Raw genomic sequence first — 26,349 nt, 5'->3', positions numbered from 1 at the left:
TTAAGCACACAGCTCGACAGGAAACTCACCTTACCTCAGCGTGACCAATTGCCTGAACCATCGACCACTCCCGCAAACGGCCCTTACGGCCCCTGGTAATCACTTTGCCGCCAGGCCCTTGAAGGCACCCCGGCGCAACGGCGCGAAGCATAGCGCAGCGTTCGTCGTATTTCTGCTGGTCAAGCGCCCTTGCGCTCGCTAGAATTGCGCACTTTTTGATCAGAGGCGCCAAAAGCGCCCGTCAAGTTCGCCCCCGATTCCGGCCGGGCGACCTGCATTCAATACCGAGGTTAGTCATGTCCACCACGCCCGCCACCCCCAAGGTAGGTTTCGTAAGCCTGGGTTGCCCAAAAGCCTTGGTCGACTCTGAACGCATCCTGACCCAGCTGCGCATGGAAGGCTATGAAGTCGTGCCCACCTACGAGGACGCCGACGTGGTGGTGGTCAACACCTGCGGCTTCATCGACAGCGCCAAGGCCGAATCGCTGGAAGTGATCGGCGAAGCAATCAAGGAAAACGGCAAGGTCATCGTCACCGGCTGCATGGGCGTCGAGGAAGGCAACATCCGTGACGTGCACCCAAGCGTGCTGTCGGTCACCGGCCCACAGCAGTACGAGCAGGTGGTCAACGCCGTTCACGAAGTGGTGCCACCGCGTCAGGACCACAACCCGCTGATCGACCTGGTGCCGCCACAGGGCGTCAAGCTGACCCCGCGCCACTATGCCTACCTGAAAATCTCCGAAGGCTGCAACCACAGCTGCAGCTTCTGCATCATCCCGTCGATGCGCGGCAAGCTGGTCAGCCGCCCGGTGGGTGAAGTGCTGAGTGAGGCCGAGCGCCTGGTCAAGGCCGGGGTCAAAGAGATCCTGGTGATTTCCCAGGACACCAGCGCCTACGGCGTCGACGTCAAGTACAAGACCGACTTCTGGAACGGCCGCCCGGTCAAGACCCGCATGCTCGAGCTGTGCGAAGCGCTGAGCAGCCTGGGCGCCTGGGTACGCCTGCACTATGTGTACCCTTACCCGAACGTTGACGACGTGATCCCGCTGATGGCTGCCGGCAAGATCCTGCCGTACCTGGACATCCCGTTCCAGCACGCCAGCCCGAAAGTGCTCAAGTCGATGAAGCGCCCTGCCTTCGAAGACCGCACCCTGGCACGCATCAAGAACTGGCGCGAGCAATGCCCTGAGCTGGTGATCCGCTCCACCTTCATCGTCGGCTTCCCGGGCGAGAGCGAGGAAGACTTCCAGTACCTGCTGGACTGGCTGACCGAAGCCCAGCTCGACCGCGTGGGCTGCTTCCAGTACTCGCCGGTAGAAGGCGCCCCGGCCAACGACCTGGGCCTGGAAGAAGTACCGGACGACGTCAAGCAGTCGCGCTGGGACCGCTTCATGGCCCACCAGCAGGCCATCAGTGCTGCCCGCCTGCAATTGCGTATCGGCAAGGAAATCGACGTGCTGATCGACGAAGTTGAAGAACAAGGCTCGGTTGGCCGCAGCTTCTTCGATGCACCGGAAATCGATGGCAGCGTGTTCATCGATGGCGACCATGGTTTCAAACCAGGCGACAAAGTGCGTTGCCGTGTAGTGGATGCCGACGAATACGACATGTGGGCTGAACCCATCTAAAACGGCTGAAGCCTGCAAAGCCCCTGCCCCGGCGCTCTCCATTAGGGAATGACCGGTGCAGGGGCTTTTTTGTCAGAACGTGTGGAACAGCATCAGGCCGCCCTCGGCATCCGGGCTGGCATCCGAGAAGCCTTTGACTGCGTAGAGTTGGACTTTCCACTGCGGGTTGAGCTTGTGGGTGAGGAACAGGGTAAGCTCCTTGATCTGCGCCCCGGTCGAGACCACTTTCTGCCGCCAATCGTAGGAGGCGCCGGCCGAAGTACCGACCGCCACCGGCAGGGCAAAACCGAGGCTGGCAAATACCGGGTCGTCGAAATCGCTATCGGGCGGGTCGCCGAATTTCTTCCAACCCAGTGTCGCGAAGCCGGTGACCGGGCCAAAGCCCTTGGTGATGTCGACCTGGGTGGTGTAGTCGTACTGTCCGGTGCCCAGGCACTGGTCTTCGTCGGCGGTGGGGAATTTGACCTTGCCGATCAGGTCCAGCATCAGGCCGCCGTCACTACCATCTAGCAATGCATAGGCGACGCTGGCAACCGTGTCACCCAACCCGCTCTCCACGTCTCGGCAACCACCGGGCAAGGGGTCACCATTGGGGCCGACTTCGGGGTTGGTGATACGCAACCAGGGCACGGTAACCTTGTAAGTCATGGGGCCGCTCTCATACTTGCCGACCACTGGCAAATACCAGATTTCCGACGTGGTGCCGGTGCCATAGTCGCCACTTGAATAGTCCATGCCAATGGCGGCACTGAAGGTATCAGCCTGCACCGACACACAGGTGCATGAGAGCAAACAGGCGAAAAGAGCGAGCGAGGGTCTCATTTGCACCTCAGTACGCTTTCGGGAAGCATGGTCGGATTTTCACAGCCTAGTTGGCTAACGCCCGGATCGCTCTGGATGCTCGACTTTTTCCACCTTCTCAACTCTCTCTGGTAACTCCACCTTTTCGACCTTTTCGACCCGTTCAGGTTTTTCGACTTTTTCGACTTTCTCGACCTTCTCGACTTTTTCGACTTTTTCGACTTTCTCGACCTTCTCGACTTTTTCGACCTTCTCGACCTTCTCGACTTTTTCGACCTTCTCGACTTTCTCGACTTTCTCGACTTTCTCGACTTTTTCGACTTTTTCGACCTTCTCGACTTTTTCGACCTTCTCGACTTTCTCGACTTTCTCGACTTTCTCGACTTTCTCGACTTTCTCGACTTTGTCGGGCTTTTCGACCTTCTCTACTTTTTCAACCTTCCCGTTTTTTTCGACTTCAACCTTTTCAACCCGATCGGAGCTTCCGCTGTTGCTGCGGGCCGACTGCTCCAAGGTGTCGCGGTGTGCCGACGCTCCCGACTTGTCAACGCTGCCATGGCTACCGGAGCCGTCGACGGCGCTGCGCCCACTGTGATCATCACTACTTTCATCGCGATCGTTGGTCGCATCGCTTGCGCCATGACCGCTGCTGGAACCGCCGGAGCTGCTTTTGTCATGCTCACTACCGTGCCCCGACTGGCTTCTGCCGGGATTGTCTACACGGTCGTCCTGGAGTTCCACGCGGGTTGCCCGCAGCTCATGAGTACCATTGAGCACCCCGCTCACCCGCACACGTTGATCGAGCGCCAACGCCGTTGGCTGCCTGCCGACAATTACGGTGCCCTGCCCCAACGTCACATTGATACCTGCGACCACCAACTGCCGAGCTTGTGTGCGCTGCACCAGCCCTTCAACCACCGCCTGCTGGACACGGCCAGCAAAAGGCAGGCTCGGGTCTGGACGGGTTTGCGCCACTTCAAGCTGGCGCCCGGTCCACTGGCCGCGCACCAGCAATTCACGAGCAGGCGCCACACGGGTACCCAACTTCAACCCTTGAAGGCTGCCAGTGCGATCAACCGCGCCGATGGCGCTGGCCTCCCTCAACCCCGGTGCCCGTTCGATGCGGGTGGCCACTACTTCTCCCCGGGCATCGCGCAGGCCGCTGACCCTCACGGGCTCACCAGGGCGCAGCCCTTCAGCCACCCGCGCGCCAGCGGCCAACCGCACAGGTTGCCCCATGACCCGCAGGGGGGCCGAGGCATTGGGCAGCGCCGTCAACGGCCCTTCGAAGACGTTGAGGATCGAAATGCGCCCCGCTTGCAGGCCGCGCTGGGTGGCGAATGCCTCCACCGCCACCACCTGCCCGATCGCCAGCTGACCACTGCTGGTAGGTGCGCCGTTTTCACTCACCGGTACGTCCTTGCCATAGTGCACTTCCATGCCATTGACGCAGATCGAGGCGAAGCCGGTGATGGTACCGACGATGCCTGTACCCCCAGTACCACCCGGGCGCAGGATCGGCGTACCGGTACCGTCCACACCATCCGCCACTGCACCTGTGCCGCCTGTACCCCCAGGGCGTTGCTGGACTGGGGCACCGGTGCCACCGACGCCGCCATTTTCATTGCGCACACCGGTGCCGCCCATGCCGCCGGGAAACTGCAGACTCGCAGCACCGGCCATACCCACTTCGTCACGGCTGACACATACCGGCGCTGCAGCCACCTCGCCCGGGACCATCAGGTTCCACCCGAAAACCAGGGCAAACGTGAAAGCACTGAGGTAGCGCACAAAAAGTGTCATGGCCCGGGTGTCTTCGACGGATCGGAATCGGTAGCTTCAGTGTAGAAATAAAGCCCGACAGTGATGCGCTGACGTTGTTCGATACCGGGCTCATCAACACTCTCCAACTCAGCTGCAAGTCGGCTGAAGGCAAGTAGTGTCTGCATGCCATCCTTGGCTACCACGTCACGCAGATGCTCGACGCTGGCCGGGCTCAAGGCATCGTAGTGCACGCTACGCTCAAAAAACGGCTGGCCTTCGCCGCTGAGGTTATGCACCGCAGCACAGGCATGGTCATGCAGGTTGTGGCCGAAGTACGCAGCCTTTTCATCAAAACCCTTCTGTGGCACGAATGCATGGGCTTCCAGGTGCACGCAATCCTGCTCATCGAGCCGCACGACGCCCAGGCGCAGCCATTCGTCCAGCACCACCCGACCGCGGATATCGGTGCTGACCCTGGCGACCAGGGCATCGAATGAGCAATCGCCACCCACACTGGCTAGCCGTGCAAGTGCCCTCGCCTGGCCGGGCGCCGAGCAGAATGGTGGGGTGTTGGTCCACACATTGACCAGCTGTGCACCTAGCGTGATGTTATCCGGCAGGGTCGCACGTGCAGTGTCGCCCTCATTACGCAGCCGCCGGACATCTTTACGATGTACGCCTGTAAGCAGGCTGATACGGCTGTCGGTTGGCGCAGTGTCGTTCAGGCGAAACTCGCGATGGGCTACATCGACGAACACCTCCTTGAGCAGGTCGGTGAACATCGTGTAGGTGACCCCTTTGCGCAGCATCAGGCGCACCAGCGGGCGCATGACACGCCGCAGCGCACTCAGCATCGACGGGGGTAAAACAGGCGATTGCATTGAGGGCATTCCTTGACAGAGGCACCCAGTATAAGGCGAGGGAATAAATCCCACGCAAACCGCAATCATGTCCCGGCTTGGGCGAGGAAAAAGCTGTCAGCGCTCATTGGAAATGACGTGACAAAGGCAGGCAGCCCAGAACCTGCTCATACAAAACCCGTCCGCTGGGTTTTGTATGGACCACTTCGGATCAGTACCAATCAGCTTCTGCTGTTGTCATCCCCGGCCTCGCCACCGGCATGAACACCGTGGTCATCACCCGGTTCGCCACCCACATGGTTGCCGTGATCATCACCAGGTTCACCACCAACATGATTACCGTGATCATCCCCAGGCTCACCGCCGACATGATTACCATGATCGTCACCTGCTTCAGCATGGTTGCTGCTGCGCCCAGCGTTTGAATTGCCGTCGTGGCCACTGCCACTGTTGCCGGCATGGCCACCACCGTCACCGCCGCTGCCGTGGCCACCACTTCCACTTCCGCCGCCACCGTGACCACCGCCGCCACCACTTCCACCACCACCGTGACCACCGCCTCCACCACTTCCGCCGCCACCGTGACCACCGCCTCCACCACTTCCGCCGCCACCGTGACCACCGCCGCCGCCACTTCCGCCGCCACCGTGACCACCGCCGCCGCCACTTCCACCGCCACCATGGCCACCACCGCCTCCCCCATGACCGCCACCGCCGCCGCCGCCGCCGCCGCCGCCATCTTTAGCGTAAGCACTGGTGCCATGAGAAATCGAGTCAGGGATCAAGGCAATGGACATCGATAACACGCCAGCTACAGCTGCCGCGAGTAACGCCTTCTTGAACAGCAGGTGGATTTGCATAGTCCGTCTCCAGGTCTTCGCCACGAGAACGCCAAATCAGTCAGGAATCCAGTTTCAGATTGAACTTATATTTACGTGGGATTTTTTCCCACACTTAATTAATAGACCGTCACTCCCCAGGTCTCAAGCGCCAAGCGAACAAGCCGACCGGTGGTTGGCCTGCTATGTTTTCCCTATCGCCCCAGAGGAACGCCGGCATGCCTGCGCTACTGACGCTGCAAACCCCGCGCTTGAGCGACTACAGCGAGCTGGTACAAGTGTGGGAGGATTCGGTACGTGCCACCCACGACTTTCTGCCAGAGGGCTATATCCTGCTACTGCGCGAGCATGTGCTGCGCCGGTATCTCGACGCAGTGATGCTGATCTGCTGCAAGGACCGCCAGCGCATCTGTGGTTTCGCCGGTGTCGCCAACGGGCGGATAGACATGCTGTTCGTCGCACCTGGCTACCGCGGCCAAGGGGTAGGCAAGCGCCTGCTGCGCTATGCAATCAGCGAACTGAATGCCGAGTACCTTGACGTCAACGAACAGAACCCGAGAGCGCTGGGCTTCTACCTGCATGAAGGTTTCGAGGTCATCGGCCGTTCGGAAACCGACGGCCTGGGCCAGCCCTACCCTCTGCTGCACATGAGGCTAATGCGCACAGTGCCTTGAGGCGGCGCCTGAATGTGCCGCGCTATGTGTCCAAAATGGCGCATCTGACACAGATTCCCATCATCTACCGCTTGCAGGCAGGTACAATGGAGGCCTTTCCCTGCCTTGCGAATTGCCCCATGTCCGAACCCGTCCGCCTGTCCAAACGCCTCATCGAGCAGCTCGGCTGCTCCCGCCGCGAGGCCGAGCAGTACATTGAAGGAGGCTGGGTAACGGTCGATGGCGTGGTGGTTGAGCAGCCGCAGTTCAAGGTTGAGCAGCAGCGCGTCGAGCTGCTGCCGGGCGCCCGTGCCGAAACCCTGGAGCCGGTGACCCTGCTGCTGAACCAGCCAGCCGGCATGGACAGTGAAGACGCCCGCGCCAGCATGAACATGGGCAGCCTCAGCGAAGCCCACCGCGAAGGCGTGCGCGCCCTGCACGGGCATTTTGCCCGGCAGGCCTGTGTGGCACCGCTGGAGCGTGGCGCCAGCGGCCTGCAGGTGTTTACCCAAGACTGGCGGGTATCCCGCAAGATCGAAGCCGACCTGCGTCGCCTGGAGCAGGAGTTCATCATTGAAGTGCGCGGCGAGACCACCCCCCAGGCGCTGGAACGCCTGGCGCGCGGGGCCATGCGCAATGACCGCGAATTACCTAAGGCCAAGGCCAGCTGGCAGAACGAGACACACTTGCGCATGGTGTTGAAAAACCCACAACCAGGGCAGATTTCCGAGCTATGCGCCTACCTGCGTCTGGAGCTTTTAAGCATGCGACGCATTCGCCTGGGGGGTGTGTCGATGGGCAAGTTGCCCTTGGGCCAATGGCGCTACCTGGCTACCTCCGAACGTTTTTAAGCAATACGCCGCGCCGGAACGCGCGGCACCTGAACAGGATTCTGCTGCAATGAACCACAACGACGTCCTGCGCAGCCTGCGCTACATGCTCAAGGTGAACGACGCCAAGATGGCCGAGATCATTGGGCTCTCTGGCCTCGAAGTGCATCCTCTGGTGCTGGCCACCTACCTGAAAAAAGAAGAAGAGGAAGGCTTCGTGCGCTGCCCGGAACGGGTGATGGCGCACTTCCTTGACGGCCTGGTGATCTACCGCCGAGGCAAGGACGATAGCCGCCCGCAGCAGCCGATTGAGCTGCCGGTAACCAACAACCTGATCCTCAAGAAGCTGCGTGTGGCCTTTGAGCTCAAGGAAGACGACCTGCACGCGATTCTCAAGTCGGTCAACTTCCCGGTCAGCAAACCTGAGCTCAGCGCGCTGTTCCGCAAGGCTGGCCACGACAACTACCGCCCGTGTGGCGACCAGTTGCTGCGCAACTTCCTCAAGGGCCTGACCCTGCGCGTGCGCGGCTGAGTGGCCATGCAGCATACGGTTGTCCCGGTCGGCATCGTCCGTTCCTGTTTCAAGGAAAAGTTTGCCATTCCGCGCCAGCCACAGCTGGCACCTGCCGCCCGTGGCGTACTCGAACTGTTGCCGCCGTTCGATCAAGGTGACGCGGTCGAAGGCCTGGAGCAGGTCAGCCATGTCTGGCTGCTGTTTCTGTTCCACCAGGCCCTGGAAGAAAAGCCGCGTCTGAAAGTGCGGCCACCGCGTCTGGGCGGCAACAAGAGCATGGGGGTGTTCGCCACGCGCGCAACCCACCGGCCCAACGGCATCGGCCAGTCGGTGGTACGCCTGGAGGGCGTGGAGCCCGGACGCCTGCTGCTGTCCGGGATCGACCTGCTCGACGGCACGCCGGTGCTGGATATCAAGCCGTATGTGCCTTATGCCGACAGCATCGCTGGCGCCAGCAACCAGATGGCCAATGCTGCGCCGGTGGCAATTGCCGTGCACTGGGCTGACAACGCCCTGCTCCAGGCCCGCGAGCATGCGCTGCGCCTGAGCGAGCCGCTGGTGGAACTGATCGAGCAATGCCTGGCGCAGGACCCACGGCCGGCCTACCAGATACCACCGGCTGAGCGGGTGTACGGGGTGAAGTTCTGGGATGTGCAAGTAAGGTGGCATTACCCGCAGCCGGACGTCATCCGGGTGCTGGAAGTGGTACTGGGCTGAGGGCCACGGGCTTCGCCCGTGTTCGCGGGCAAGCCCGCTCCCACAGGATCGCGCCAGCTTTTAGAAATTGAGCAAGACAGTTGCTCCCACAAGGGACCGCGCAGACACGAAAAAGGCGACCTTGGGTCGCCTTTCTCATTTCAACTAGCTATCAACGAGCCGGGCCTTCAGCCACGCCCAGGTCGTCGGTCGGGCGGGTATCGATCAACGGCGCACCACCGGAGGCCAATTCCGAAGCCAGCTTGTCGTCGTCCATTTCCTTGACCCACTTGGCCACCACCACAGTGGCAACGGCGTTGCCCACCAGGTTGGTCAGGGCGCGGGCTTCGGACATGAAGCGGTCGATGCCGAGGATCAGCGCCAGGCCGGCAACCGGCAGGTGGCCAACAGCCGACAGGGTCGCGGCCAGCACGATGAAGCCCGAACCGGTAACGCCGGCAGCCCCCTTGGAAGCCACCAGCAGTACCAGCAGCAGGGTGATCTGGTGAGTGATGTCCATGGTGGTGTCAGTGGCCTGAGCGATGAACACCGCAGCCATGGTCAGGTAGATCGAGGTACCGTCCAGGTTGAACGAGTAGCCGGTAGGGATAACCAGGCCGACTACCGATTTCTTGGCACCCAGGCGCTCCATCTTGGCCAGCATGCGCGGCAGGGCCGACTCCGAGGACGAAGTACCCAGCACGATCAGCAGTTCTTCACGGATGTAGCGGATCAGCTTGAGCACGCTGAAGCCGTGGGCACGGCAGATACCGCCCAGTACCACCAGCACGAACAGCAGGCAGGTGATGTAGAAGCAGGCCATCAGGTAGCCCAGCTGCACCAGCGAGCCGACACCGTACTGGCCGATGGTGAAGGCCATGGCGCCAAACGCGCCGACCGGTGCCAGTTTCATGATCATGTTGATGATGTTGAACATGACATGGGCGAAGCGGTCGATCAGGTCCAGTACCGGCTTGCCGTAGCTGCCCAGGCGGTGCAGGGCGAAACCGAACAGCACCGAGAACATCAGCACTTGCAGGATGTCGCCGTTGGCGAACGCGCCGACGACCGTATTGGGGATGACGTTAAGCAGGAAGCCGACGGTGGTCTGCTGCGAGCCAGCGGCGGCGTAGGCAGCCACGCTGCTGGCATTCAGGGTGCTGACGTCGATGTGCATGCCAGCGCCTGGCTTGACCACGTTGACGACGACGAGGCCAATGATCAGCGCGATGGTGGAGACGATTTCAAAGTACAGCAACGCGTAGCCGCCGGTTTTGCCGACCGACTTCATGCTCTGCATGCCGGCAATGCCGCTGACCACGGTACAGAAGATGATCGGGGCGATGACCATCTTGATCAGTTTGACGAAGCCGTCACCCAAGGGTTTGAGGGCAACGCCCGTTTCCGGGTAGTAGTGGCCGAGCAGGATGCCGATGGTGATGGCGACCAACACCTGAACATACAGGGATTTGTACAGCGGCTGACGTGTCGTCATGGCTAATTTTCCTCAAGTGTGCCGGTTCACCCTTCCCAGGGTGATGGGGGCACCTGAATCGCTAACCCTCCTGCACTTGGAGGGATTTGTCGTTGTGTTCGAGCTGCCTGGGCAGGCCTCTGCGAGGATCAATAGCAAGGGTGGTGCCAAAATGCCCATGAAGGGTGCAAGGCCCGTATTTACTAGGGATAAATGCCCAACGACAGGGCGATATTCCCAGGGCGGATTGGCGGATTTCCGCCCGGTGGCGGAATTTGTACAGGGAGGAATGGCGGAAATCCGCCCATTATGAATTGCCAGTGCCGCCCATTCGCGGATTTACCTGCGAATGGGCGGCACTGGCTACGAGTCAATCCAGGTTGAAGGTGATCCTGAACGCGGCGCCTCCCAGCGGAGAATCGCCAAGGCTCAGCTCGGCGTCATAGCTGTCGACGATATCCTTGACCACTGCCAAGCCGATGCCCTGCCCCGGGTGCTGGCTGTCCAGCCGCTCCCCACGCTCCAGAATGCGTTCACGCTGGTCGGCGGGCACGCCCGGCCCGTCGTCCTCGATGCACAAGGTCAGATGCCCCGGCGCCTTCACCAGGCTCACCCGCACTTGCCCCAGGCTCAGCCGGTAGGCGTTCTCCAGCAGGTTACCGAGCATTTCCAGCAACGCGCCCTGCTCCATCGGTACCTGCGCCGCGGCCGGCAACTCCAGCACCACGTCCACACGTTTTTCCCGGTAAACCTTTGCCAAGGTGCTGCACAGGCTGTCGAGCAACGGCCGCAGCAATACGCTGTGGCGTACCAGGCCACTCTTGCGCAGGCTGGCGCGTTGCAGCTGATAGTCGATCTGCTGGCTCATGCGTTCGATCTGGCTTTGCAGCACCCGCGCCTGCTCGCGCTCGCCGCTGCGCTGCTGCAAGCTTTCACCCACGCCCTGTAGCACCGCCAGCGGCGTCTTCAGGCTGTGCGCCAGGTCGTCCAGCGAATCACGGTAGCGCGTGCGCTGCTCACGCTCACTGCGCAACAGACGGTTGAGCGAGCGGGTCAGGCGCAGCAACTCGCGTGGGTGCTCGCCGCTCAGGCCGTCACGTGCACCGGATTCCACTTCATCCAGTTCGTGGCTGAGGCGTCGCAACGAGCGCAGCCCCCAGGTCAAGCCTGCCCACAACAACACCATAAGCGCCAGCAATGCAGCGCCGAACCCCAGGTAGAGCTTTTCGCGCAGGCCATTGAGGGTGGCCTTGTACTCGCTCACGGGCTGCAGCGCGACAATGCTGTAGGCGGCGCTCTGCCCGCCCAGCAGCTTTATCTCGACGTCGTACACGAAGAACTCTTCGCCATCGGACTGGTGAATGCGGTCGAACTCGTTGCCGCGCCCGTCATAGCGCGGCTGGTAGTTGATGTGCCGGTCGGCGGTGGCACGCGACTGCCAGACCAGTTTGCCGTCGCGGTCAAAGATATAGCCGAGCAGGCCTGTGTAGGGCAGGTTGTAGCGCTCGTCCGGCAGCAGTGTCGGCATCTGCAACCGGCCATGCTCGATACGCGCAGCGGAAATCAGCGTGGTTACATCAGAGGCCAGCCGCTGCTCGATCGATTCCTGCAAAGCCAGGCTGAAGGCCTTCTGCAAAGCCGGCAGCAGCGCCAGCATGAACAGCAGCGCCAACACTGCGGCGGCCAGCATCAGGCGCACCCGCAGCGAGCGGATCATCGGCAGCGCTCAGTGAACAGGTAGCCCAGGCCGCGCACCGTGTCGATGGGCTTGAAGCCGTGCTCGCCTTCAAGCTTGCGGCGCAGGCGGCCAACCAGCACTTCGATGACATTGGGGTCGCGCTCTTCGTCACCTGGGTACAACTGTTCCATCAGGCGATCCTTGGCCACCACCTGCTGGTGATGGCGCATGAGGTATTCGAGGATGCGGTATTCGTAGGCAGTCAGGGCCAAAGCTTGTTCGTCGAGGGTGGCCTGCTTGCGGTTGAGGTCAAGTACCAAGGGGCCAGCGGTGATGGTCGACTGGATGAAACCACTGGAGCGGCGTAACAGGGCATTGAGCCTTGCTTCAAGCTCCTCGAACTGGAACGGCTTGACCAGGTAGTCGTCGGCACCGGCGGCCAGGCCCTCGACCTTGTCTTGCCAGTTGCCACGGGCCGTGAGGATGAGAATGGGGAAGGTCTTGTCCTGGCTGCGCAGGCGCGTGATCAGCTCCAGGCCGCTGATACCGGGCAGGCCCAGGTCGATAATGGCAAGGTCGAAGTGGTACTGCTCGGCCTGGTACAGCGCTTCTTCGGCGTCAGCGACCGCCTCGACCACATGGCCGCTTTCGCCCAGGCGGGTGTAGAGGTGATGGCGAAGCAGGGCTTCGTCCTCGACCACCAGCAGTTTCATGTGCAGCTCCTTATGTGTATTGCCTGTACCGACCCTTTCGCGGGCACGCCCGCTCCCACAGCAATCGCACCGTTTCTGAAACTTGTGCAGCACCTGTGAAGCCAAAGGCACTGCACGGTTTCTGAGGTTTGTGCAGCGCCTGTGGGAGCGGGCGTGCCCGCGAAGAGGCCAGTACAGGATAACGCGGCTCGTCCGTCAGAACTTGTATGAAGCAGCCAGGTAGGTCTGGGCGCTGCTGGTCAGACGCAGGGTGCCGTCCTTCGGCCCGCCATGTGCGCCCACCTCGGTCGCGGCATTGGTGCGCAGGTAACGGTAGCCCAGTTCGACCGAGGCCTTGTCGGTGATGTCCTGGATCACACCGGCCTGCAGACCGTAGGCATAACCGTAGTCAGTATCCCGGCTGGCGCCGGGCGAGTCCTGGGTGAGCTTGGTCACACCCAGGCTGCCCCCACCGAACAGCTTGGTGGTATCGCCCACCGGCAGAAACAAATCGTAGCTGCCCAGCAGGTTTTCCTGGCGCAACTTCAGGCCACTGTGGTCACCCGAGACGTTGTCATAAGTCATGTAGTAGCGGCCCTGGTCGTTGATCTTGCCCAGACGCACACCCCAGGTATCGTCCTTGCCGATAATACCGTCGGCATTGAGGTGGTCGGTGTTGCGTTGCAGCAGGCCGGACTTGCGGACTTTGTCGCTGGTCTGGCCGTAGGTGAGGCTGGCGAAGTTGTCGTCCGCGGCCTGGGCGGTGGTAATGCCAGCGGCACAGACGGCCATGGCGGCAAGCAGGGTATTGAAGGTTTTCATGGCTGGATACTCCAGTTGGGTGCGCTGTTTCGGTCTGGAAGCTAGAGTAATCAGGGCACCCTGAACCGCGACTGAACCCTGGCTGAACCCCGGCTGAACGAACCGACAGCAAAACAAGGAGTAGTGAACATGCGAGCCCTGCTGGCCCTGACCCTGATGTGCAGCGCCGCCCTCGCCCAAGCGGCGGTAGTGACCCGTGAGATTCCTTATCAGGACGACGATGGCAACCGCCTCGTCGGCTACTACGCCTACGATGATGCGCTGGACGGCAAACGCCCAGGCATCGTTGTGGTGCATGAATGGTGGGGCCTGAACGACTATGCCAAGCGCCGCGCGAGAGATCTTGCCGCCCTGGGCTACAAAGCGCTGGCCATCGACATGTATGGCGATGGCAAGCACACCGAGCACCCGCAGGATGCCCAGGCATTCATGGCCGAAGCGATGAAGGACCCGGCCGCAGCCGCAGCGCGCTTCGACGCGGGCCTGGACCTGTTGAAAAAGCAGCCGAATGTGAACAAGCATCAACTGGGCGCTGTCGGCTACTGTTTTGGCGGTAAGGTGGTGCTCGATGCCGCACGTCGTGGAGAGAAACTGGACGGCGTGGTGAGTTTCCATGGCGCGTTGTCCACCAAAACGCCGGCCAAGCCTGGCGTAGTGCGCGCGGACATCCTGGTTGAACATGGCGCTGCGGACAGCATGGTCACCCAACAGCAGGTGGACGCGTTCAAGGCGGAAATGGATGCGGCCAAGGTCAACTACCAGTTCGTCAACATTGAAGGGGCCAAGCACGGCTTCACCAACCCCGATGCCGATCGGCTGAGCCATGGTGAGCATGGGGGGCCGGACATTGGCTATAACAAGGCAGCGGACGAGCGTTCCTGGGCGGATATGCAGGCGTTCTTCAAGAAGGTGTTCAAATAAAAGATTGTGCAATCGTTGTGGCAGCAACTGTCTTGCTCAATGTCTAAAAGCTGGCGCGATCTGTGTGGGAGCGGGCTTGCCCGCGAACACGGGCGAAGCCCGTGCCATCCACCGCGGTGATTCTTCGCGGGTAAACCCGCTCCCACACGGATCACGCTGTGATCTGCGCCATGTTTTCATGGCTGCGCTAAGTCATCCTGCCACGCCACCTCCCTTAGCGCTTGCACAGCTGGCACAATAACCGCCATGAACACACTTCCCGCCTGCTGCGCCCCGCTCCAGCACCACTGGCCCCTGCCCCACCCATTGCCCGGCGCGGTGCTGGTCAGTTGCGCCTTCGACCCTGCCCACTTGGCCGCCGACGACTTCCAGCGCGCTGGCGTACTGCCCAGTGCCAGCCTGCTGCGCTCGGTGACTAAGCGCCAGGCCGAGTACCTGGCCGGTCGCGTATGTGCCCGTGCCGCGCTGCAGCACCTGGACGGCCGCGACTACGTGCCCGGCACCCACGAAGACCGCTCGCCCATCTGGCCTGCCGGTATTCATGGCTCGATCACACACGGCAAGGGCTGGGCCGCCGCGGTGGTCGCCGGCGAAAAAAGCTGCCAAGGTCTGGGCCTGGATCAGGAAGCCTTGCTGGATGACGAACGCGCCGAGCGGCTGATGGGCGAAATCCTCACCCCGGCAGAACTGGAGCGCTTGGACCGCCGCCAGCTTGGGCTTACGGTCACCCTGACGTTCTCGCTGAAGGAAAGCTTGTTCAAGACCCTGTACCCACTGACGCGCCAACGCTTCTACTTCGAACACGCAGAAGTGCTCGACTGGTCCGCAGAAGGGCTGGCGCGCTTGCGCCTGCTCACCGACCTGTCACCGCAGTGGCAGCAAGGCGCAGAGCTGCAAGGCCAGTTCTGCCAGCAGGACGGCCACCTGCTGAGCCTGGTCAGCGTCTGACCTTTACAGCGGTGCCTGCTGCCTTGGCCAGTTCAGGCTGAAGCAGGCTCCGCCCAACACCTCGCTGCGGCCCACTGTGGCGCGGCCCGCGTGCCAGTAGATGATCCGCCGTACGATCGACAGGCCCAGGCCATGCCCGCCCGAGGCACGGGTACGGCTGTCATCGAGGCGGGTGAAGGGTGTGAAAATGCGGTCCCAGAAGCCCTCGGGGATCCCCGGGCCGTCATCCTCCACATCGATGCGGCAACGTTGCTGGCCCAGCTGATAACTCAAGCGCACTTCGCTCTCGGCATGGCGCATGGCATTGCCGACAAGGTTCTGCAGGGCACGGTGCAAGTAGCGCGGCTCGGCCTCGACCCAGGCGCCTTCGGCATCCGCGCCCTGGCAGTCACCGCGCACCACCCGCACCTCGGCACGCAAAGGTGCCAGCTCTTCGATCACCCGATCGAACAAAGCATCCAGATCGACCCGCTGGAACTTCAAGGCCGGTGCGCCCTGCTCCAGGCGGGCGTAGGTCAGCATCTCGTCTACCAGCTTGTCGAGGTCCTGGATATCACCGTCCATGCCCGCCAGGTGCTTTGCCCGCGCCTGTTCATTCGTGGCGCTTTCGATCATCTCCAGGCCAAAGCGCAGGCGCGCCACCGGCGTGCGCAGCTCGTGGGACACCGCTCGCACCAGCTCGCGCTGCATGGTCAGCGAACGCTGCAGGTGCTCGGCCATGCCATTGAAGGCAGCAGCCAGGCGCCCCACCGAGTCGGCGTCGCCGGCCGGCACGCGGGTGTCCAGGCTGCCCTGGGCGATGCGCGTGGCAGCAATCTCCAGGCCTGACACACGACGCTCCAGCTGACGCACCAGCAGGTAGACCACCAGGCCGATCAGGCACAGCCCCAGGAAGGCAATCAGGATCAGCAACTGCGGCGGGTAAGGGTTGAGCTGGTACAGCGGGCCGATTTCCAGTACCCATGGCGAGCCCGTCAGCCCGGCGAAGACACGGATCGAGTCACCATCCTTGCCCAGCGCCATCACCGTGTCCCCCTCCTCCACCCGGCGCCGCTGGTCATCGTCCAGGCCGACCCGCTCGATACGTTGCAAGGCGACACCAAAGCCGAAGCCTTTTTCCTGCTTGATCTGTGCCAGGCGCTGCTGCTGTTCGGTTACCGGGTAGCGCACCAGCTCGTCGGCCAGTAAATAGAGGGTGGCCCGCGCCAGCTGCTCGCTGATCTGTTTGATCTGCGCGACCAGCATCAGGTCTTCCTGGCCCACCTTGCGCAGCACTTGCGCCGCATGCGGGCCAATCTTCTCGACCACCACCAGGCCACGGTACAGGCGCGCCCGCTGGCTGCCGTCAAGGCTGCGTGCGCTCAGCGGCTGCAGCGCCAACGGCACGCCAAGCAGGCGCTCCCAGATCAGCAGCGAACGCTTGCGTTGGGTTTCATTCTGCACTGCCAGGTTGTCGGCCATCAGGCTGAAGGTGCCCTGGGCCAGGCTCTCGCGATGCTGGGCAGCGCGCACTTCATTGACCAGGTGCAGGCTAAGCACGCCAAGCAAGGCTACCAGCACCAGCACGGCCAGCATGCCGCCGTAGATGCGCAGAAAGATCGAATTGTTCATGGTGCCTCGCCGACGAACAGGTAGCCTTTACTGCGCAGGGTCTTGATCAACCGCGGCTGAAGCGGGTCATCGCCGATCTTGGGGCGGATTTTCGAGATGCGGATGTCGATGGAACGGTCCTGGCCGTCGTAGCCCACGCCACGCAGTGCGGTGAAGATCTGTTCGCGGGTCAGCACCCGGCCAGCGTTGCTGGCCAACAGCCAGAGTAGGTCGAATTCGGCGCCGGTCAGCTCGATCAACTGCTCGCCCAGGTGCGCCTCGCGCAGGCGGTTGTCGATACGCAGCGCACCAAAGGCCAGGTCCTGGCGCTTGCTATCCACGGTTTCGCTACGGCGCAGCAGAGCCTGGATACGTGCCAGCAGCAAGCGTGGGCGCACGGGTTTGCAGACGTAGTCGTCGGCCCCCAGGTCCAGGCCCTGAACCTGGTCGAGTTCATCACTGCGCGCGGTGAGCATGAGGATCGGCCCGGGGTATTGGGTACGCACCCGGCGGCAGATGCTCAGGCCATCCTCGCCGGGGAGCATCAGGTCGAGGATGACCAGGTCGGGCTGGCTGTCGATGATGCGCCTCGCGGCACGTGCGCCATCGGCCTCCACCGCGACCTCGAAACCATTGGCCTGCAGGTATTCGGCAGTGAGCTCGGCGAGGCGCTGGTCGTCTTCCACGATGAGGATGCGGGGTATGGGGTGGTCCATGGCTTTGGCCTTGTTGTTCTTGGGATCGTGTCAGGGCAGCTGAGAGTATGAATGTAGATGGGTGGGGCCTGCGAGATCGAGCGCCGCCCGCGCGGCGCATCGCGAGCTGCGCTCGCTCCTACGTTTGTTTCGGGCCAATCATTCCTGTGGGCTTTGCGCGCGAACGCCTTGGCGTACGGCGCGATATCGTGTCGTACACACAAAGCGGTCGCGCGCGCCTGTAACAGGCGTAACTGGCCAGAAACAAACGTAGGAGCGAGCGCAGCTCGCGATGCGCCGCGCGGGCGGCGCTCAATCTCACAGGCACCCAGATCTTCAACCATGCCCTACCGCCCCCTCAACTGAACCGTTTTTTGTGACAGGGTTCGCGCCCGAAAAAAACTGCCCAAGGCCGTCACGTTGCAGAAAAATACTGCAAACCACTTGGCACAAGGCCTACAGCGAATACCCACCATTCACTCACAAAGTACGCACACGTTATCCACAGGCGATCGCCTTGCAAAGCCCCCAATACCGCATTATCTTGTATCCCGATCGCAGCGAACCACTAGATATAGGGGTTCGTGCAAAATCACACACAAAAGTCAACCCGCAAGATCAAGCGATTTTCCGGGCGGAACTTGAAGTGATTTCAGCAGCCAAACCGCTCCTGCGGAGGCGACCGAGGCAAGCCCCTCCAGGGTCTTGTTCGGGCATGGGTGTTGCAGGCCAGGCCTGGCATCCATCAGCAACAGATTTTGGGCTCCGCCCAGAACCTTTGACTTCGGCCAGGGAGCGGCAAGCCATTGCCCCTTATTCCTGAGTCTGTCCCGAAGTCGGTACGCCCGTGCGGGCGGATGCGCATGCATTGCGCATCCCCGCGGGGCCATCGAGCAAGTGGACGGAACGGTGGGCGCCCTAGGGCGCCTGAACAATATAGAAATTGTGGAGACACCCACCCATGCAAACCGACACAACTCGCGAGAACCCGCAGGCCCAGGTGCCGCAGGCCGCCGATTCCAACCCGGATCTGGCTGCCACCGCCCCTGGCCAACTGCGCGTGATCAAGCGCAACGGCACTGTCGTCCCTTACACCGACGACAAGATCACCGTGGCCATCACCAAGGCGTTCCTCGCAGTTGAAGGCGGTACCGCCGCCGCCTCGTCGCGCATCCACGACACCGTCGCGCGCCTGACCGAGCAGGTTACCGCTACGTTCAAGCGTCGCATGCCATCGGGTGGCACCATCCACATCGAAGAAATCCAGGACCAGGTCGAACTGGCCCTGATGCGCGCCGGTGAGCAGAAAGTCGCCCGCGACTACGTGATCTACCGTGACCAGCGCGCCAAGGAGCGTGCCACCCGCGCCAACACCGACGCCGTGGTCGAACCGCACCCAAGCATCCGCATCACCCTGGCTGACGGCAGCCTGGCGCCGCTCGACATGGCCCGCCTGAACACCATCATCAGCGAAGCCTGCGAAGGCCTGGCCGAAGTCGATGGCGACCTGATCCAGCGCGAAACCCTGAAGAACCTGTACGACGGCGTAGCCATCAAGGACGTCAACACCGCCCTGGTAATGACCGCCCGTACCCTGGTCGAGCGCGAGCCGAACTACTCGTTCGTTACCGCCCGCCTGCTGATGGACACCCTGCGCGCCGAAGGCCTGGGCTTCCTGAATGTAGCCGACAGCGCCACCCACCACGAGATGGCTGACCTGTACGCCAAGGCCCTGCCGGCCTATGTCGCCAAAGGCATCGAGTTCGAGCTGCTGAACCCGGCCATGGCCGACTTCGACCTGGAAAAACTGGGCAAGGCGATCAACCACGAGCGCGACCAGCAGTTCACCTACCTGGGCCTGCAGACCCTGTACGACCGCTACTTCATCCACAAGGATGGCGTGCGCTTCGAGCTGCCGCAGGTGTTCTTCATGCGTGTGGCCATGGGCCTGGCGCTGGAAGAAAAAGACAAGGAAGCCCGTGCGATCGAGTTCTACAACCTGTTGTCGTCGTTCGACTACATGGCCTCGACCCCGACCCTGTTCAACGCCGGAACCCTGCGCCCGCAGCTGTCCAGCTGCTACCTGACCACCGTGCCGGACGACCTGTCGGGCATCTACCACGCGATCCACGACAACGCCATGCTGTCGAAATTCGCCGGTGGCCTGGGCAACGACTGGACCCCTGTGCGCGCACTGGGCTCGTACATCAAGGGCACCAACGGCAAGTCGCAGGGCGTCGTACCGTTCCTGAAAGTGGTCAACGACACCGCCGTAGCAGTCAACCAGGGCGGCAAGCGCAAAGGCGCCGTGTGTGCGTACCTGGAAACCTGGCACCTGGACATCGAAGAGTTCATCGAGCTGCGCAAGAACACCGGTGATGACCGCCGTCGTACCCACGACATGAACACCGCCAACTGGATCCCTGACCTGTTCATGAAGCGTGTCTTCGATGACGGCAAGTGGACCCTGTTCTCGCCTTCGGAAGTGCCAGACCTGCACGACCTGACCGGCAAGGCCTTCGAAGAGCGCTACGAGTACTACGAAGCCCTGACCGAGTACAACAAGATCAAGGTGTTCAAGACCGTCCAGGCCAAAGACCTGTGGCGCAAGATGCTGTCGATGCTGTTCGAGACCGGCCACCCATGGCTGACCTTCAAAGACCCGTGCAACCTGCGTTCGCCGCAGCAGCACGTGGGCGTGGTCCACAGCTCGAACCTGTGCACCGAGATCACCCTGAACACCAACAAGGACGAGATCGCGGTCTGCAACCTGGGCTCGATCAACCTGCCGAACCACATCGTCGACGGCAAGCTGGACACCGCCAAGCTGCAACGCACCGTGAACACCGCCGTGCGCATGCTCGACAACGTGATCGACATCAACTACTACTCGGTGCCGCAAGCGCGTAACTCGAACTTCAAGCACCGTCCGGTCGGCCTGGGCATCATGGGCTTCCAGGATGCGCTGTACCTGCAGCACATTCCTTACGGCTCCGATGCTGCCGTCGAATTTGCCGACAAGTCGATGGAAGCGGTCAGCTACTACGCCATCCAGGCTTCCTGCGACCTGGCCGATGAACGCGGCGCCTACGAGACCTTCCAGGGTTCGCTGTGGTCCAAGGGCATTCTGCCGCTGGATTCGCAACAGATCCTGATCGAGGCCCGTGGCCAGAAGTACATCGACGTCAACCTGGAAGAAACCCTGGACTGGGCGCCGGTACGTGCCCGCGTACAGAAAGGTATTCGTAACTCGAACATCATGGCCATCGCACCAACCGCGACCATCGCCAACATCACCGGCGTGTCGCAGTCGATCGAGCCTACCTACCAGAACCTGTACGTGAAGTCGAACCTGTCGGGCGAATTCACCGTGATCAACCCGTACCTGGTTCGCGACCTCAAGGCCCGCGACCTGTGGGACTCGGTCATGATCAACGACCTGAAGTACTACGACGGTTCGGTTCAGCAGATCGAGCGTATCCCGCAAGAGCTGAAAGACCTGTACGCCACTGCGTTCGAAGTCGAGACCAAGTGGATTGTCGACGCGGCTTCCCGTCGCCAGAAGTGGATCGACCAGGCTCAGTCGCTGAACCTGTACATCGCCGGCGCCTCGGGCAAGAAGCTGGACGTGACCTACCGCATGGCCTGGTACCGTGGCCTGAAAACCACCTACTACCTCCGTGCCCTGGCCGCGACCAGCACCGAGAAGTCGACCATCAACACCGGCAAGCTCAACGCCGTTTCCAGCGGTGGCGACAGCGCCCCGGTCCAGGCAGCCGGCCCTGCGCCAGTGCCGAAGGCCTGCGCGATCGACGAGCCTGACTGCGAAGCCTGCCAGTAAGGCCTGAATGCCGCGCGGGGTGCCCAACGGTGCCCCGCGCGGCATTTTTGTATCCGCGCCTCAGAGAAACCTTGCCCTTTGCCCACTGTTCACGCAGCTCGGTAAAAGAACAGGACCTCTCAAAAAGGATGTAAGCCCATGGCGCGGAAAAAACTGGCATCTCGCAAGATTGGTCGCAACGCAGAAACCGGCCGTTTCACCTCGGTGGAACAGGCACGCAAGCACCCCAAGACACACATTGTCGAAACGCTGTATACCCACCGTAGCTAGTGGTAGTTGGCCTCATCGCCGGCAAGCCCGCGGTGAGGCCGATTTCGCCAACGCAGTCTTCAAGAAACACCATATGGTGTGCCTTTAAATTTAAACTGGCACAACATATAGGTTAGCGCTACACTCTCCCCCCGTAGAAGAAGCCACCTGTTTCGTGAACGGACGCACGCCAAACCGGTCGAAAAAGTTACCCTCGCCGGCAACACCCGCGCCCCGATCAAAGGTGAATTCCGGTATACTTTGCGCCCTCTGAAAAGAGCACCTATTCAATTGTCCTGGCCCCTCCCAGAGGCCTGGCCAGGTACAAGCCAGAACACATTCAGATGTAAACGAGAGTCAGCCTCTCGAGCTGTCCATTCGCCGTTACGGCCTTGCGTCAGGCATCACATTCTTTAAATCCAACCGGTTGCCTCTGGGCGACCCTCAAGCAGGAGCCAAACCATGCTGAGCTGGGACGAATTCGACAAAGAAGACGGCGAAGTAGCCGCCAAAGGCAACACCCCTGCGCAGGCCGCTGCCGCCGCCACCCTCGACAAGCTCGACAGCGCCGGTGGTGCCGCCGCCCTGGAGGCCCGTGCGGCCACCGCTTCTGACTCCGAAGCCGTCAAACGTGCAAAGGCTGCCCTCGACGCCCTCGACGTTGCCGAAGGCCTGGCCGAGCTGGAAGGCTCCTCGGCCCGCGTTGCAGTAGATGAAAAGCGCATGATCAACTGCCGCGCCGACCTCAACCAGCTGGTACCGTTCAAGTACGACTGGGCCTGGCAGAAGTACCTGGACGGCTGCGCCAACCACTGGATGCCGCAAGAGGTCAACATGACCGCCGACATCGCCCTGTGGAAGAGCCAGGACGGCCTGACCGAAGACGAACGCCGCATCGTCATGCGCAACCTCGGCTTCTTCTCCACCGCCGACTCGCTGGTTGCCAACAACCTGGCCCTGGCCGTGTACCGCCTGATCACCAACCCGGAGTGCCGCCAGTACATCCTGCGCCAGGCCTTCGAAGAAGCGATCCACACCCACGCCTACCAGTACTGCATCGAGTCGCTGGGCATGGATGAAGGCGAGATCTTCAACATGTACCACGAGATCCCGTCGGTCGCCAAGAAAGCCGCCTGGGGCCTGAAGTACACCCGCGCCATCTCCGACCCGGAATTCAACACCGGCACCGTCGAAACCGACAAAGAGCTGCTGCGCAACCTGATCGCCTACTACTGCGTACTGGAAGGCATCTTCTTCTACTGCGGCTTCACCCAGATCCTGTCCATGGGCCGCCGCAACAAGATGACCGGCGTCGCCGAGCAGTTCCAGTACATCCTGCGTGACGAGTCGATGCACCTGAACTTCGGTATCGACGTGATCAACCAGATCAAGATCGAAAACCCGCACCTGTGGGATGCGGCGATGAAGGAAGAAGCGACCCAGATGATCCTGCAAGGGACCCAGCTGGAGATCGAATACGCCCGTGACACCATGCCACGCGGCGTGCTGGGCATGAACGCGGCGATGATGGAGGACTACCTCAAGTTCATTGCCAACCGTCGCCTGACCCAGATTGGTTTGAAAGAAGAGTATCCAGGGACTACCAACCCGTTCCCATGGATGAGCGAGATCATGGACTTGAAGAAAGAGAAGAACTTCTTTGAGACGCGTGTGATTGAGTATCAGACTGGCGGGGCGTTGAGCTGGGATTGATGATGGCTCATCGCTCAAAATCTCTAATCCGTGAAACCTTCTCACTAAGCGTGAAACGGATGCACCAAAAAGGGCTGCCATTTGGCAGCCCTTTTTGGTTCTCTAGACGGCCCTGCTCATTTGATAGGGAGCGAATGGAACGAGACGAATTTTCGGGCTCCAGATAGCGTTGACTTGTATAATCGGGCCCACTTTTCTGGTGTGCCCATGCGTCATGGCAGCAATTGCCAGGTGCTGGGCGTCGTAATTTTTATAGGAATTGATTTACCCATGGCTGACAAGCTGTCACTCGAAACGCTGGAGTCCTGGCTCTGGGAATCCGCGAACATCCTGCGTGGTTCCATCGACTCCTCCGACTTCAAGAACTACATTTTCGGCCTGCTCTTCCTAAAACGTTACAACGACGTGTTCGACGAGCGCATCGCTAAGCTGATGAAGCACGAAAGCCTGAGCTACGGCGATGCCCAGGACGAGATCGAGGACAAATGGGGCAAGTTTCCGATCAGTGCCCGCTGGTTCGATCTGATCTCGCGCACCGAGAACATCGGCGAGGCGCTGGATAAGGCATTCGCGACCATCGAGGCCAACAACCCTGAGCTGCAACACGTGCTGACTGCTACGCAGTACGGTGACAAGCGGGTGTTGGCGGATTCCACGTTGCAGCGTCTGCTACGTCACTTTAACCAGTACAAGCTGGGCAATGACGACCTGTACAAGGCCGACATGCTGGGCGATGCCTACGAATATCTGATCAAGCAGTTTGCCGACGACGCCGGTAAAAAAGGCGGTGAGTTCTATACGCCCAAAGCCGTGGTGCAATTGGTGGTTGAGCTAATCGATCCGCAACCCGGCCACAGCGTGTATGACCCCACCTGCGGCAGTGGCGGCATGCTGGTGGAAAGCGCGCACCATGTATCTGGTTTGCCCAATGGCACCCTGATGGGGAAACCCAATGTGCTGCTGTACGGACAGGAAAGGAACCTGGGCACCTGGGCTATCGCCAAGCTCAATCTTTACCTCCACAACATGCATGCCTCCATCGAGCGTGGCGACACCTTGGTAGAGCCTAAGCACCTGGACGGCGACTATCTGAAGACATTCGACCGGGTTATTGCCAACCCCCCATTCTCGGCCAAGTCCTGGTGGACTCCGCTGGAGTTAAGCAACGAGAATGAGCAGGAGAATGGCAAGAAGGCCAAAGCACCCAACTACAAGCAGGTCAGTGACCCTTACGGTCGACTGGTCTATGGTATCCCGCCAAGGAGCTATGCCGACCTAGCCTTTGCCCAGCATATGCTGGCCAGTCTCAAGGCTGATGGCCGCATGGGGGTTATCCTGCCTCACGGTGTACTGTTCCGTGGCGGCGAGGAAGGCAAGATTCGCGAGGGGCTGCTATTCGGCACCGATACAGCGAATGGTAGCCAGCCGGGTGATTTGATAGAAGCGATTATCGGACTGCCCTCGGCCCTGTTCTACAACACCGGTATCCCTGCTTGCATACTGATCCTCAACAAGCAGAAACCCGCTGCCCTCAGGGGTAGGATCATTATCGTTGATGCCAGTCGCGACTATCTCGAAGGCAAGGCGCAGAACAGCCTACGTGTTGAAGACATCACGCGCATTGTCAGTACCCACAAGGATGCATTCGAACGGCAGGCTGAAGTCGAGAACTACTGCCGAATGGTGACGCTGGACGAGATTCGTAGCAATGAAGGTAATCTCAATATCGCCCGCTATATAGACAATGGCGAAATTGAAGAAGTCGTGGACGTAGCGGCCACCTTGGAGCAACTGGCGGCACTGGCCGAAGAAGAGGTGCATATTGATGAACGCCTCAATAGTTATCTGACCGAGCTGGGCCTGTTGGAGGTTGTGGTATGACGTCTGGAGCCCGGCCTGGCCATCAGCAGCAGGCTACCGCTTCTAAGGATGACTCTCCTCCCAGCTGGAAGGTCGTTTCGCTAGCCGAAATCACCAGAGAGTGTAGATCCCGAAATAACGGTCAGTTAGACGACAAACTACTTTGCGGGGTGTTGAAATCTCAGGGTCTTGTGCCGATGAGGGAGCGGGTGAAAGGTGATTCCACTGACCGCTGTAAAGTCGTTTCAGCCAATGCATTTGCATATAACCCGATGCGTTTGAATATAGGGTCTATCGCTCGGAACACTGCTGACCACAGTGTGATGGTCAGCCCTGACTATGTTGTTTTTCAGACTGATCCAGAACGCTTGTTACCGAATTATCTAGACCACGTCCGGCACTCAGGTTTGTGGCGAAGCTATGTTGGTACTACTGGTGATGGCAGTGTTCGAGTGCGTATCTACTACGATCAGCTGTCGCGTCTTCAACTTCCAATTCCGCCACTCTCTGAGCAGCAAAAAATCGCTGCCATCCTCACGGCGGTGGATGACAAGATAGACGTGATTTCCCGTCAAATTGAAGCTACCCAGACCCTCAAGCAGGGACTGATGCAAACCCTTTTCAGTCGAGGCTTGAGTGGCCTAGCTGCTTCCGATTGGCCCACAGTGTTGCTACAAGATGTCGCGGAGGTTCGAACTGGCCTTGCAAAGGGCAAGAAAGGGTTGAAGGACCCTGTCGAATTGCCATATCTGCGTGTAGCCAATGTGCAGGATGGGCATATCGATCTTGCTGAGGTGAAAACCATTGAGGTGGAAGCAGACCAGGTTGACCGGTATGCGCTTCAGTCTGGCGATGTACTGATGACCGAAGGTGGAAATTTCGACAAGTTAGGACGTGGGGATGTTTGGGAAAGTCAGATATCCCCGTGTCTTCATCAGAACCATGTTTTTGCGGTGCGCCCAGATTCGTCGAAGCTGAATCCCTATTACCTCGCAGCGCTTGCGGCAAGTGATTACGGCCGCCAATACTTTCTGTCGTGTGCTAAGCGCACGACGAATCTAGCTAGCATCAATTCATCCCAGTTAAAGGCCTTCCCTGTGCTTTTGCCAACTATGGATGAGCAGATACGTATTGCCAAAATTGTGTCTGCCGCTAATGCTCGAATTGAAACACTGAGTACGAAAAAGGCCCACTACCAAACCCTCAAACGCGGCCTGATGCAAAAGCTGCTAACCGGCGAATGGCGGGCCAAGCTCGATAGCCCAAGCGGTACAGCCTGAG

22 protein-coding genes are annotated in these 26,349 nt (G+C 60.7%); 12 read left to right on the top strand and 10 right to left on the bottom strand.

The features are described 5' to 3' along the window. The first annotated feature begins 296 nt into the window (after positions 1 to 296). Positions 297 to 1,628 carry a 30S ribosomal protein S12 methylthiotransferase RimO gene (rimO, locus tag AC3B5Q_RS05925; protein ID WP_101196307.1) on the top strand — a complete coding sequence of 444 codons (1,332 nt, stop codon included), beginning with the start codon at positions 297 to 299 and terminating at the stop codon, positions 1,626 to 1,628. Positions 1,629 to 1,700: 72 nt separating this feature from the next. Here rimO and AC3B5Q_RS05920 read toward each other — a convergent pair whose 3' ends face one another. From AC3B5Q_RS05920 to AC3B5Q_RS05905, 4 genes are all read right to left on the bottom strand, one after another. After that, complete coding sequence (locus AC3B5Q_RS05920; RefSeq protein WP_031322341.1) at positions 1,701 to 2,450, bottom strand: hypothetical protein; 750 nt, start codon at positions 2,448 to 2,450, stop codon at positions 1,701 to 1,703. A gap of 54 nt (positions 2,451 to 2,504) precedes the next feature. Then, complete coding sequence (locus tag AC3B5Q_RS05915; protein ID WP_488392900.1) at positions 2,505 to 4,232, bottom strand: DUF5666 domain-containing protein; 1,728 nt, start codon at positions 4,230 to 4,232, stop codon at positions 2,505 to 2,507. Beyond that, complete coding sequence (locus AC3B5Q_RS05910) at positions 4,229 to 5,074, bottom strand: DUF6502 family protein (RefSeq protein WP_021783318.1); 846 nt, start codon at positions 5,072 to 5,074, stop codon at positions 4,229 to 4,231. The genes AC3B5Q_RS05915 and AC3B5Q_RS05910 overlap by 4 nt, the downstream gene beginning before the upstream one ends. Positions 5,075 to 5,264: 190 nt before the next feature. Continuing rightward, complete coding sequence (locus AC3B5Q_RS05905) at positions 5,265 to 5,816, bottom strand: hypothetical protein (protein ID WP_323601623.1); 552 nt, start codon at positions 5,814 to 5,816, stop codon at positions 5,265 to 5,267. Positions 5,817 to 6,110: 294 nt separating this feature from the next. Between AC3B5Q_RS05905 and AC3B5Q_RS05900 the strand changes: the two genes are divergently transcribed. The 4 genes from AC3B5Q_RS05900 to tsaA all read left to right on the top strand — a co-directional run bounded on the left by AC3B5Q_RS05900 (position 6,111) and on the right by tsaA (position 8,606). Continuing rightward, positions 6,111 to 6,566, top strand: coding sequence for a GNAT family N-acetyltransferase (locus tag AC3B5Q_RS05900; RefSeq protein WP_021783316.1), 456 nt, complete (start codon positions 6,111 to 6,113; stop codon positions 6,564 to 6,566). 119 nt (positions 6,567 to 6,685) lie between these two features. Continuing rightward, positions 6,686 to 7,396: an rRNA pseudouridine synthase gene (locus AC3B5Q_RS05895; RefSeq protein WP_021783315.1), complete on the top strand. Its 711-nt coding sequence runs from the start codon at positions 6,686 to 6,688 to the stop codon at positions 7,394 to 7,396. Positions 7,397 to 7,445: 49 nt separating this feature from the next. Next, entirely contained in the window at positions 7,446 to 7,907 is a 462-nt protein-coding gene (locus AC3B5Q_RS05890) for a YehS family protein (protein ID WP_021783314.1), read from the top strand. A gap of 6 nt (positions 7,908 to 7,913) precedes the next feature. Next, the gene (tsaA, locus tag AC3B5Q_RS05885; protein ID WP_028698166.1) at positions 7,914 to 8,606 is read left to right on the top strand and encodes a tRNA (N6-threonylcarbamoyladenosine(37)-N6)-methyltransferase TrmO; all 693 of its coding nucleotides are present in this window, start codon (positions 7,914 to 7,916) and stop codon (positions 8,604 to 8,606) included. 151 nt (positions 8,607 to 8,757) lie between these two features. Here the strand turns inward: tsaA and AC3B5Q_RS05880 are convergent, their stop codons facing one another. From AC3B5Q_RS05880 to AC3B5Q_RS05865, 4 genes are all read right to left on the bottom strand, one after another. Continuing rightward, positions 8,758 to 10,080, bottom strand: coding sequence for a dicarboxylate/amino acid:cation symporter (locus tag AC3B5Q_RS05880; RefSeq protein ID WP_021783312.1), 1,323 nt, complete (start codon positions 10,078 to 10,080; stop codon positions 8,758 to 8,760). A 349-nt stretch (positions 10,081 to 10,429) separates the two neighbouring features. After that, positions 10,430 to 11,776, bottom strand: coding sequence for an ATP-binding protein (locus AC3B5Q_RS05875; RefSeq protein WP_021783311.1), 1,347 nt, complete (start codon positions 11,774 to 11,776; stop codon positions 10,430 to 10,432). Further along, positions 11,773 to 12,450, bottom strand: coding sequence for a response regulator (locus AC3B5Q_RS05870; protein ID WP_021783310.1), 678 nt, complete (start codon positions 12,448 to 12,450; stop codon positions 11,773 to 11,775). The genes AC3B5Q_RS05875 and AC3B5Q_RS05870 overlap by 4 nt, the downstream gene beginning before the upstream one ends. A gap of 195 nt (positions 12,451 to 12,645) precedes the next feature. Further along, complete coding sequence (locus tag AC3B5Q_RS05865) at positions 12,646 to 13,251, bottom strand: outer membrane beta-barrel protein (protein ID WP_010952338.1); 606 nt, start codon at positions 13,249 to 13,251, stop codon at positions 12,646 to 12,648. 129 nt (positions 13,252 to 13,380) lie between these two features. Between AC3B5Q_RS05865 and AC3B5Q_RS05860 the strand changes: the two genes are divergently transcribed. Both AC3B5Q_RS05860 and AC3B5Q_RS05855 read left to right on the top strand, forming a co-directional pair. Then, entirely contained in the window at positions 13,381 to 14,172 is a 792-nt protein-coding gene (locus tag AC3B5Q_RS05860) for a dienelactone hydrolase family protein (protein ID WP_021783309.1), read from the top strand. A gap of 246 nt (positions 14,173 to 14,418) precedes the next feature. Beyond that, the gene (locus AC3B5Q_RS05855) at positions 14,419 to 15,120 is read left to right on the top strand and encodes a 4'-phosphopantetheinyl transferase family protein (protein ID WP_021783308.1); all 702 of its coding nucleotides are present in this window, start codon (positions 14,419 to 14,421) and stop codon (positions 15,118 to 15,120) included. A 3-nt stretch (positions 15,121 to 15,123) separates the two neighbouring features. Here AC3B5Q_RS05855 and AC3B5Q_RS05850 read toward each other — a convergent pair whose 3' ends face one another. Continuing rightward, positions 15,124 to 16,731 carry an ATP-binding protein gene (locus tag AC3B5Q_RS05850; RefSeq protein WP_021783307.1) on the bottom strand — a complete coding sequence of 536 codons (1,608 nt, stop codon included), beginning with the start codon at positions 16,729 to 16,731 and terminating at the stop codon, positions 15,124 to 15,126. Continuing rightward, positions 16,728 to 17,426, bottom strand: coding sequence for a response regulator (locus AC3B5Q_RS05845; RefSeq protein WP_103444803.1), 699 nt, complete (start codon positions 17,424 to 17,426; stop codon positions 16,728 to 16,730). The genes AC3B5Q_RS05850 and AC3B5Q_RS05845 overlap by 4 nt, the downstream gene beginning before the upstream one ends. 940 nt (positions 17,427 to 18,366) lie before the next feature. On the opposite strand from AC3B5Q_RS05845, the gene AC3B5Q_RS05840 reads away from it, so the two are divergent. The 5 genes from AC3B5Q_RS05840 (at position 18,367) to AC3B5Q_RS05820 (ending at position 26,348) form a co-directional block, all read left to right on the top strand. Beyond that, positions 18,367 to 21,246, top strand: coding sequence for a ribonucleoside-diphosphate reductase subunit alpha (locus AC3B5Q_RS05840; protein WP_021783305.1), 2,880 nt, complete (start codon positions 18,367 to 18,369; stop codon positions 21,244 to 21,246). A gap of 138 nt (positions 21,247 to 21,384) precedes the next feature. After that, the gene (locus AC3B5Q_RS05835) at positions 21,385 to 21,516 is read left to right on the top strand and encodes a hypothetical protein (RefSeq protein WP_003254821.1); all 132 of its coding nucleotides are present in this window, start codon (positions 21,385 to 21,387) and stop codon (positions 21,514 to 21,516) included. A gap of 441 nt (positions 21,517 to 21,957) precedes the next feature. Continuing rightward, positions 21,958 to 23,208 carry a ribonucleotide-diphosphate reductase subunit beta gene (locus AC3B5Q_RS05830; protein ID WP_003254823.1) on the top strand — a complete coding sequence of 417 codons (1,251 nt, stop codon included), beginning with the start codon at positions 21,958 to 21,960 and terminating at the stop codon, positions 23,206 to 23,208. Between the two features lie 207 nt (positions 23,209 to 23,415). Continuing rightward, positions 23,416 to 25,089 carry a type I restriction-modification system subunit M gene (locus tag AC3B5Q_RS05825; RefSeq protein WP_232435458.1) on the top strand — a complete coding sequence of 558 codons (1,674 nt, stop codon included), beginning with the start codon at positions 23,416 to 23,418 and terminating at the stop codon, positions 25,087 to 25,089. Continuing rightward, entirely contained in the window at positions 25,086 to 26,348 is a 1,263-nt protein-coding gene (locus AC3B5Q_RS05820) for a restriction endonuclease subunit S (RefSeq protein WP_488392899.1), read from the top strand. Before AC3B5Q_RS05825 ends, AC3B5Q_RS05820 begins: the two co-directional genes overlap by 4 nt. Position 26,349 lies beyond the last annotated feature (1 nt).

This window comes from Pseudomonas sp. D5(2026), from assembly GCF_057766845.1.
This window is presented reverse-complemented; position numbering and strand designations above follow the sequence as displayed.

Bases quoted from the DNA above. Each gene is read 5' to 3' on its own strand.
- rimO (WP_101196307.1), top strand. From the start codon at position 297: ATGTCCACCACGCCCGCCACCCCCAAGGTAGGTTTCGTAAGCCTGGGT.
- AC3B5Q_RS05905 (WP_323601623.1), bottom strand. From the start codon at position 5,816: ATGGCACCAGTGCTTACGCTAAAGATGGCGGCGGCGGCGGCGGCGGCG.
- AC3B5Q_RS05870 (WP_021783310.1), bottom strand. From the start codon at position 12,450: ATGAAACTGCTGGTGGTCGAGGACGAAGCCCTGCTTCGCCATCACCTC.
- AC3B5Q_RS05835 (WP_003254821.1), top strand. From the start codon at position 21,385: ATGGCGCGGAAAAAACTGGCATCTCGCAAGATTGGTCGCAACGCAGAA.
- AC3B5Q_RS05880 (WP_021783312.1), bottom strand. From the start codon at position 10,080: ATGACGACACGTCAGCCGCTGTACAAATCCCTGTATGTTCAGGTGTTG.
- AC3B5Q_RS05920 (WP_031322341.1), bottom strand. From the start codon at position 2,450: ATGAGACCCTCGCTCGCTCTTTTCGCCTGTTTGCTCTCATGCACCTGT.
- AC3B5Q_RS05900 (WP_021783316.1), top strand. From the start codon at position 6,111: ATGCCTGCGCTACTGACGCTGCAAACCCCGCGCTTGAGCGACTACAGC.
- AC3B5Q_RS05910 (WP_021783318.1), bottom strand. From the start codon at position 5,074: ATGCAATCGCCTGTTTTACCCCCGTCGATGCTGAGTGCGCTGCGGCGT.
- AC3B5Q_RS05865 (WP_010952338.1), bottom strand. From the start codon at position 13,251: ATGAAAACCTTCAATACCCTGCTTGCCGCCATGGCCGTCTGTGCCGCT.
- AC3B5Q_RS05820 (WP_488392899.1), top strand. From the start codon at position 25,086: ATGACGTCTGGAGCCCGGCCTGGCCATCAGCAGCAGGCTACCGCTTCT.
- AC3B5Q_RS05845 (WP_103444803.1), bottom strand. From the start codon at position 17,426: ATGGACCACCCCATACCCCGCATCCTCATCGTGGAAGACGACCAGCGC.
- AC3B5Q_RS05855 (WP_021783308.1), top strand. From the start codon at position 14,419: ATGAACACACTTCCCGCCTGCTGCGCCCCGCTCCAGCACCACTGGCCC.
- tsaA (WP_028698166.1), top strand. From the start codon at position 7,914: ATGCAGCATACGGTTGTCCCGGTCGGCATCGTCCGTTCCTGTTTCAAG.
- AC3B5Q_RS05825 (WP_232435458.1), top strand. From the start codon at position 23,416: ATGCGTCATGGCAGCAATTGCCAGGTGCTGGGCGTCGTAATTTTTATA.
- AC3B5Q_RS05860 (WP_021783309.1), top strand. From the start codon at position 13,381: ATGCGAGCCCTGCTGGCCCTGACCCTGATGTGCAGCGCCGCCCTCGCC.
- AC3B5Q_RS05890 (WP_021783314.1), top strand. From the start codon at position 7,446: ATGAACCACAACGACGTCCTGCGCAGCCTGCGCTACATGCTCAAGGTG.
- AC3B5Q_RS05895 (WP_021783315.1), top strand. From the start codon at position 6,686: ATGTCCGAACCCGTCCGCCTGTCCAAACGCCTCATCGAGCAGCTCGGC.
- AC3B5Q_RS05850 (WP_021783307.1), bottom strand. From the start codon at position 16,731: ATGAACAATTCGATCTTTCTGCGCATCTACGGCGGCATGCTGGCCGTG.
- AC3B5Q_RS05915 (WP_488392900.1), bottom strand. From the start codon at position 4,232: ATGACACTTTTTGTGCGCTACCTCAGTGCTTTCACGTTTGCCCTGGTT.
- AC3B5Q_RS05840 (WP_021783305.1), top strand. From the start codon at position 18,367: ATGCAAACCGACACAACTCGCGAGAACCCGCAGGCCCAGGTGCCGCAG.
- AC3B5Q_RS05875 (WP_021783311.1), bottom strand. From the start codon at position 11,776: ATGATCCGCTCGCTGCGGGTGCGCCTGATGCTGGCCGCCGCAGTGTTG.
- AC3B5Q_RS05830 (WP_003254823.1), top strand. From the start codon at position 21,958: ATGCTGAGCTGGGACGAATTCGACAAAGAAGACGGCGAAGTAGCCGCC.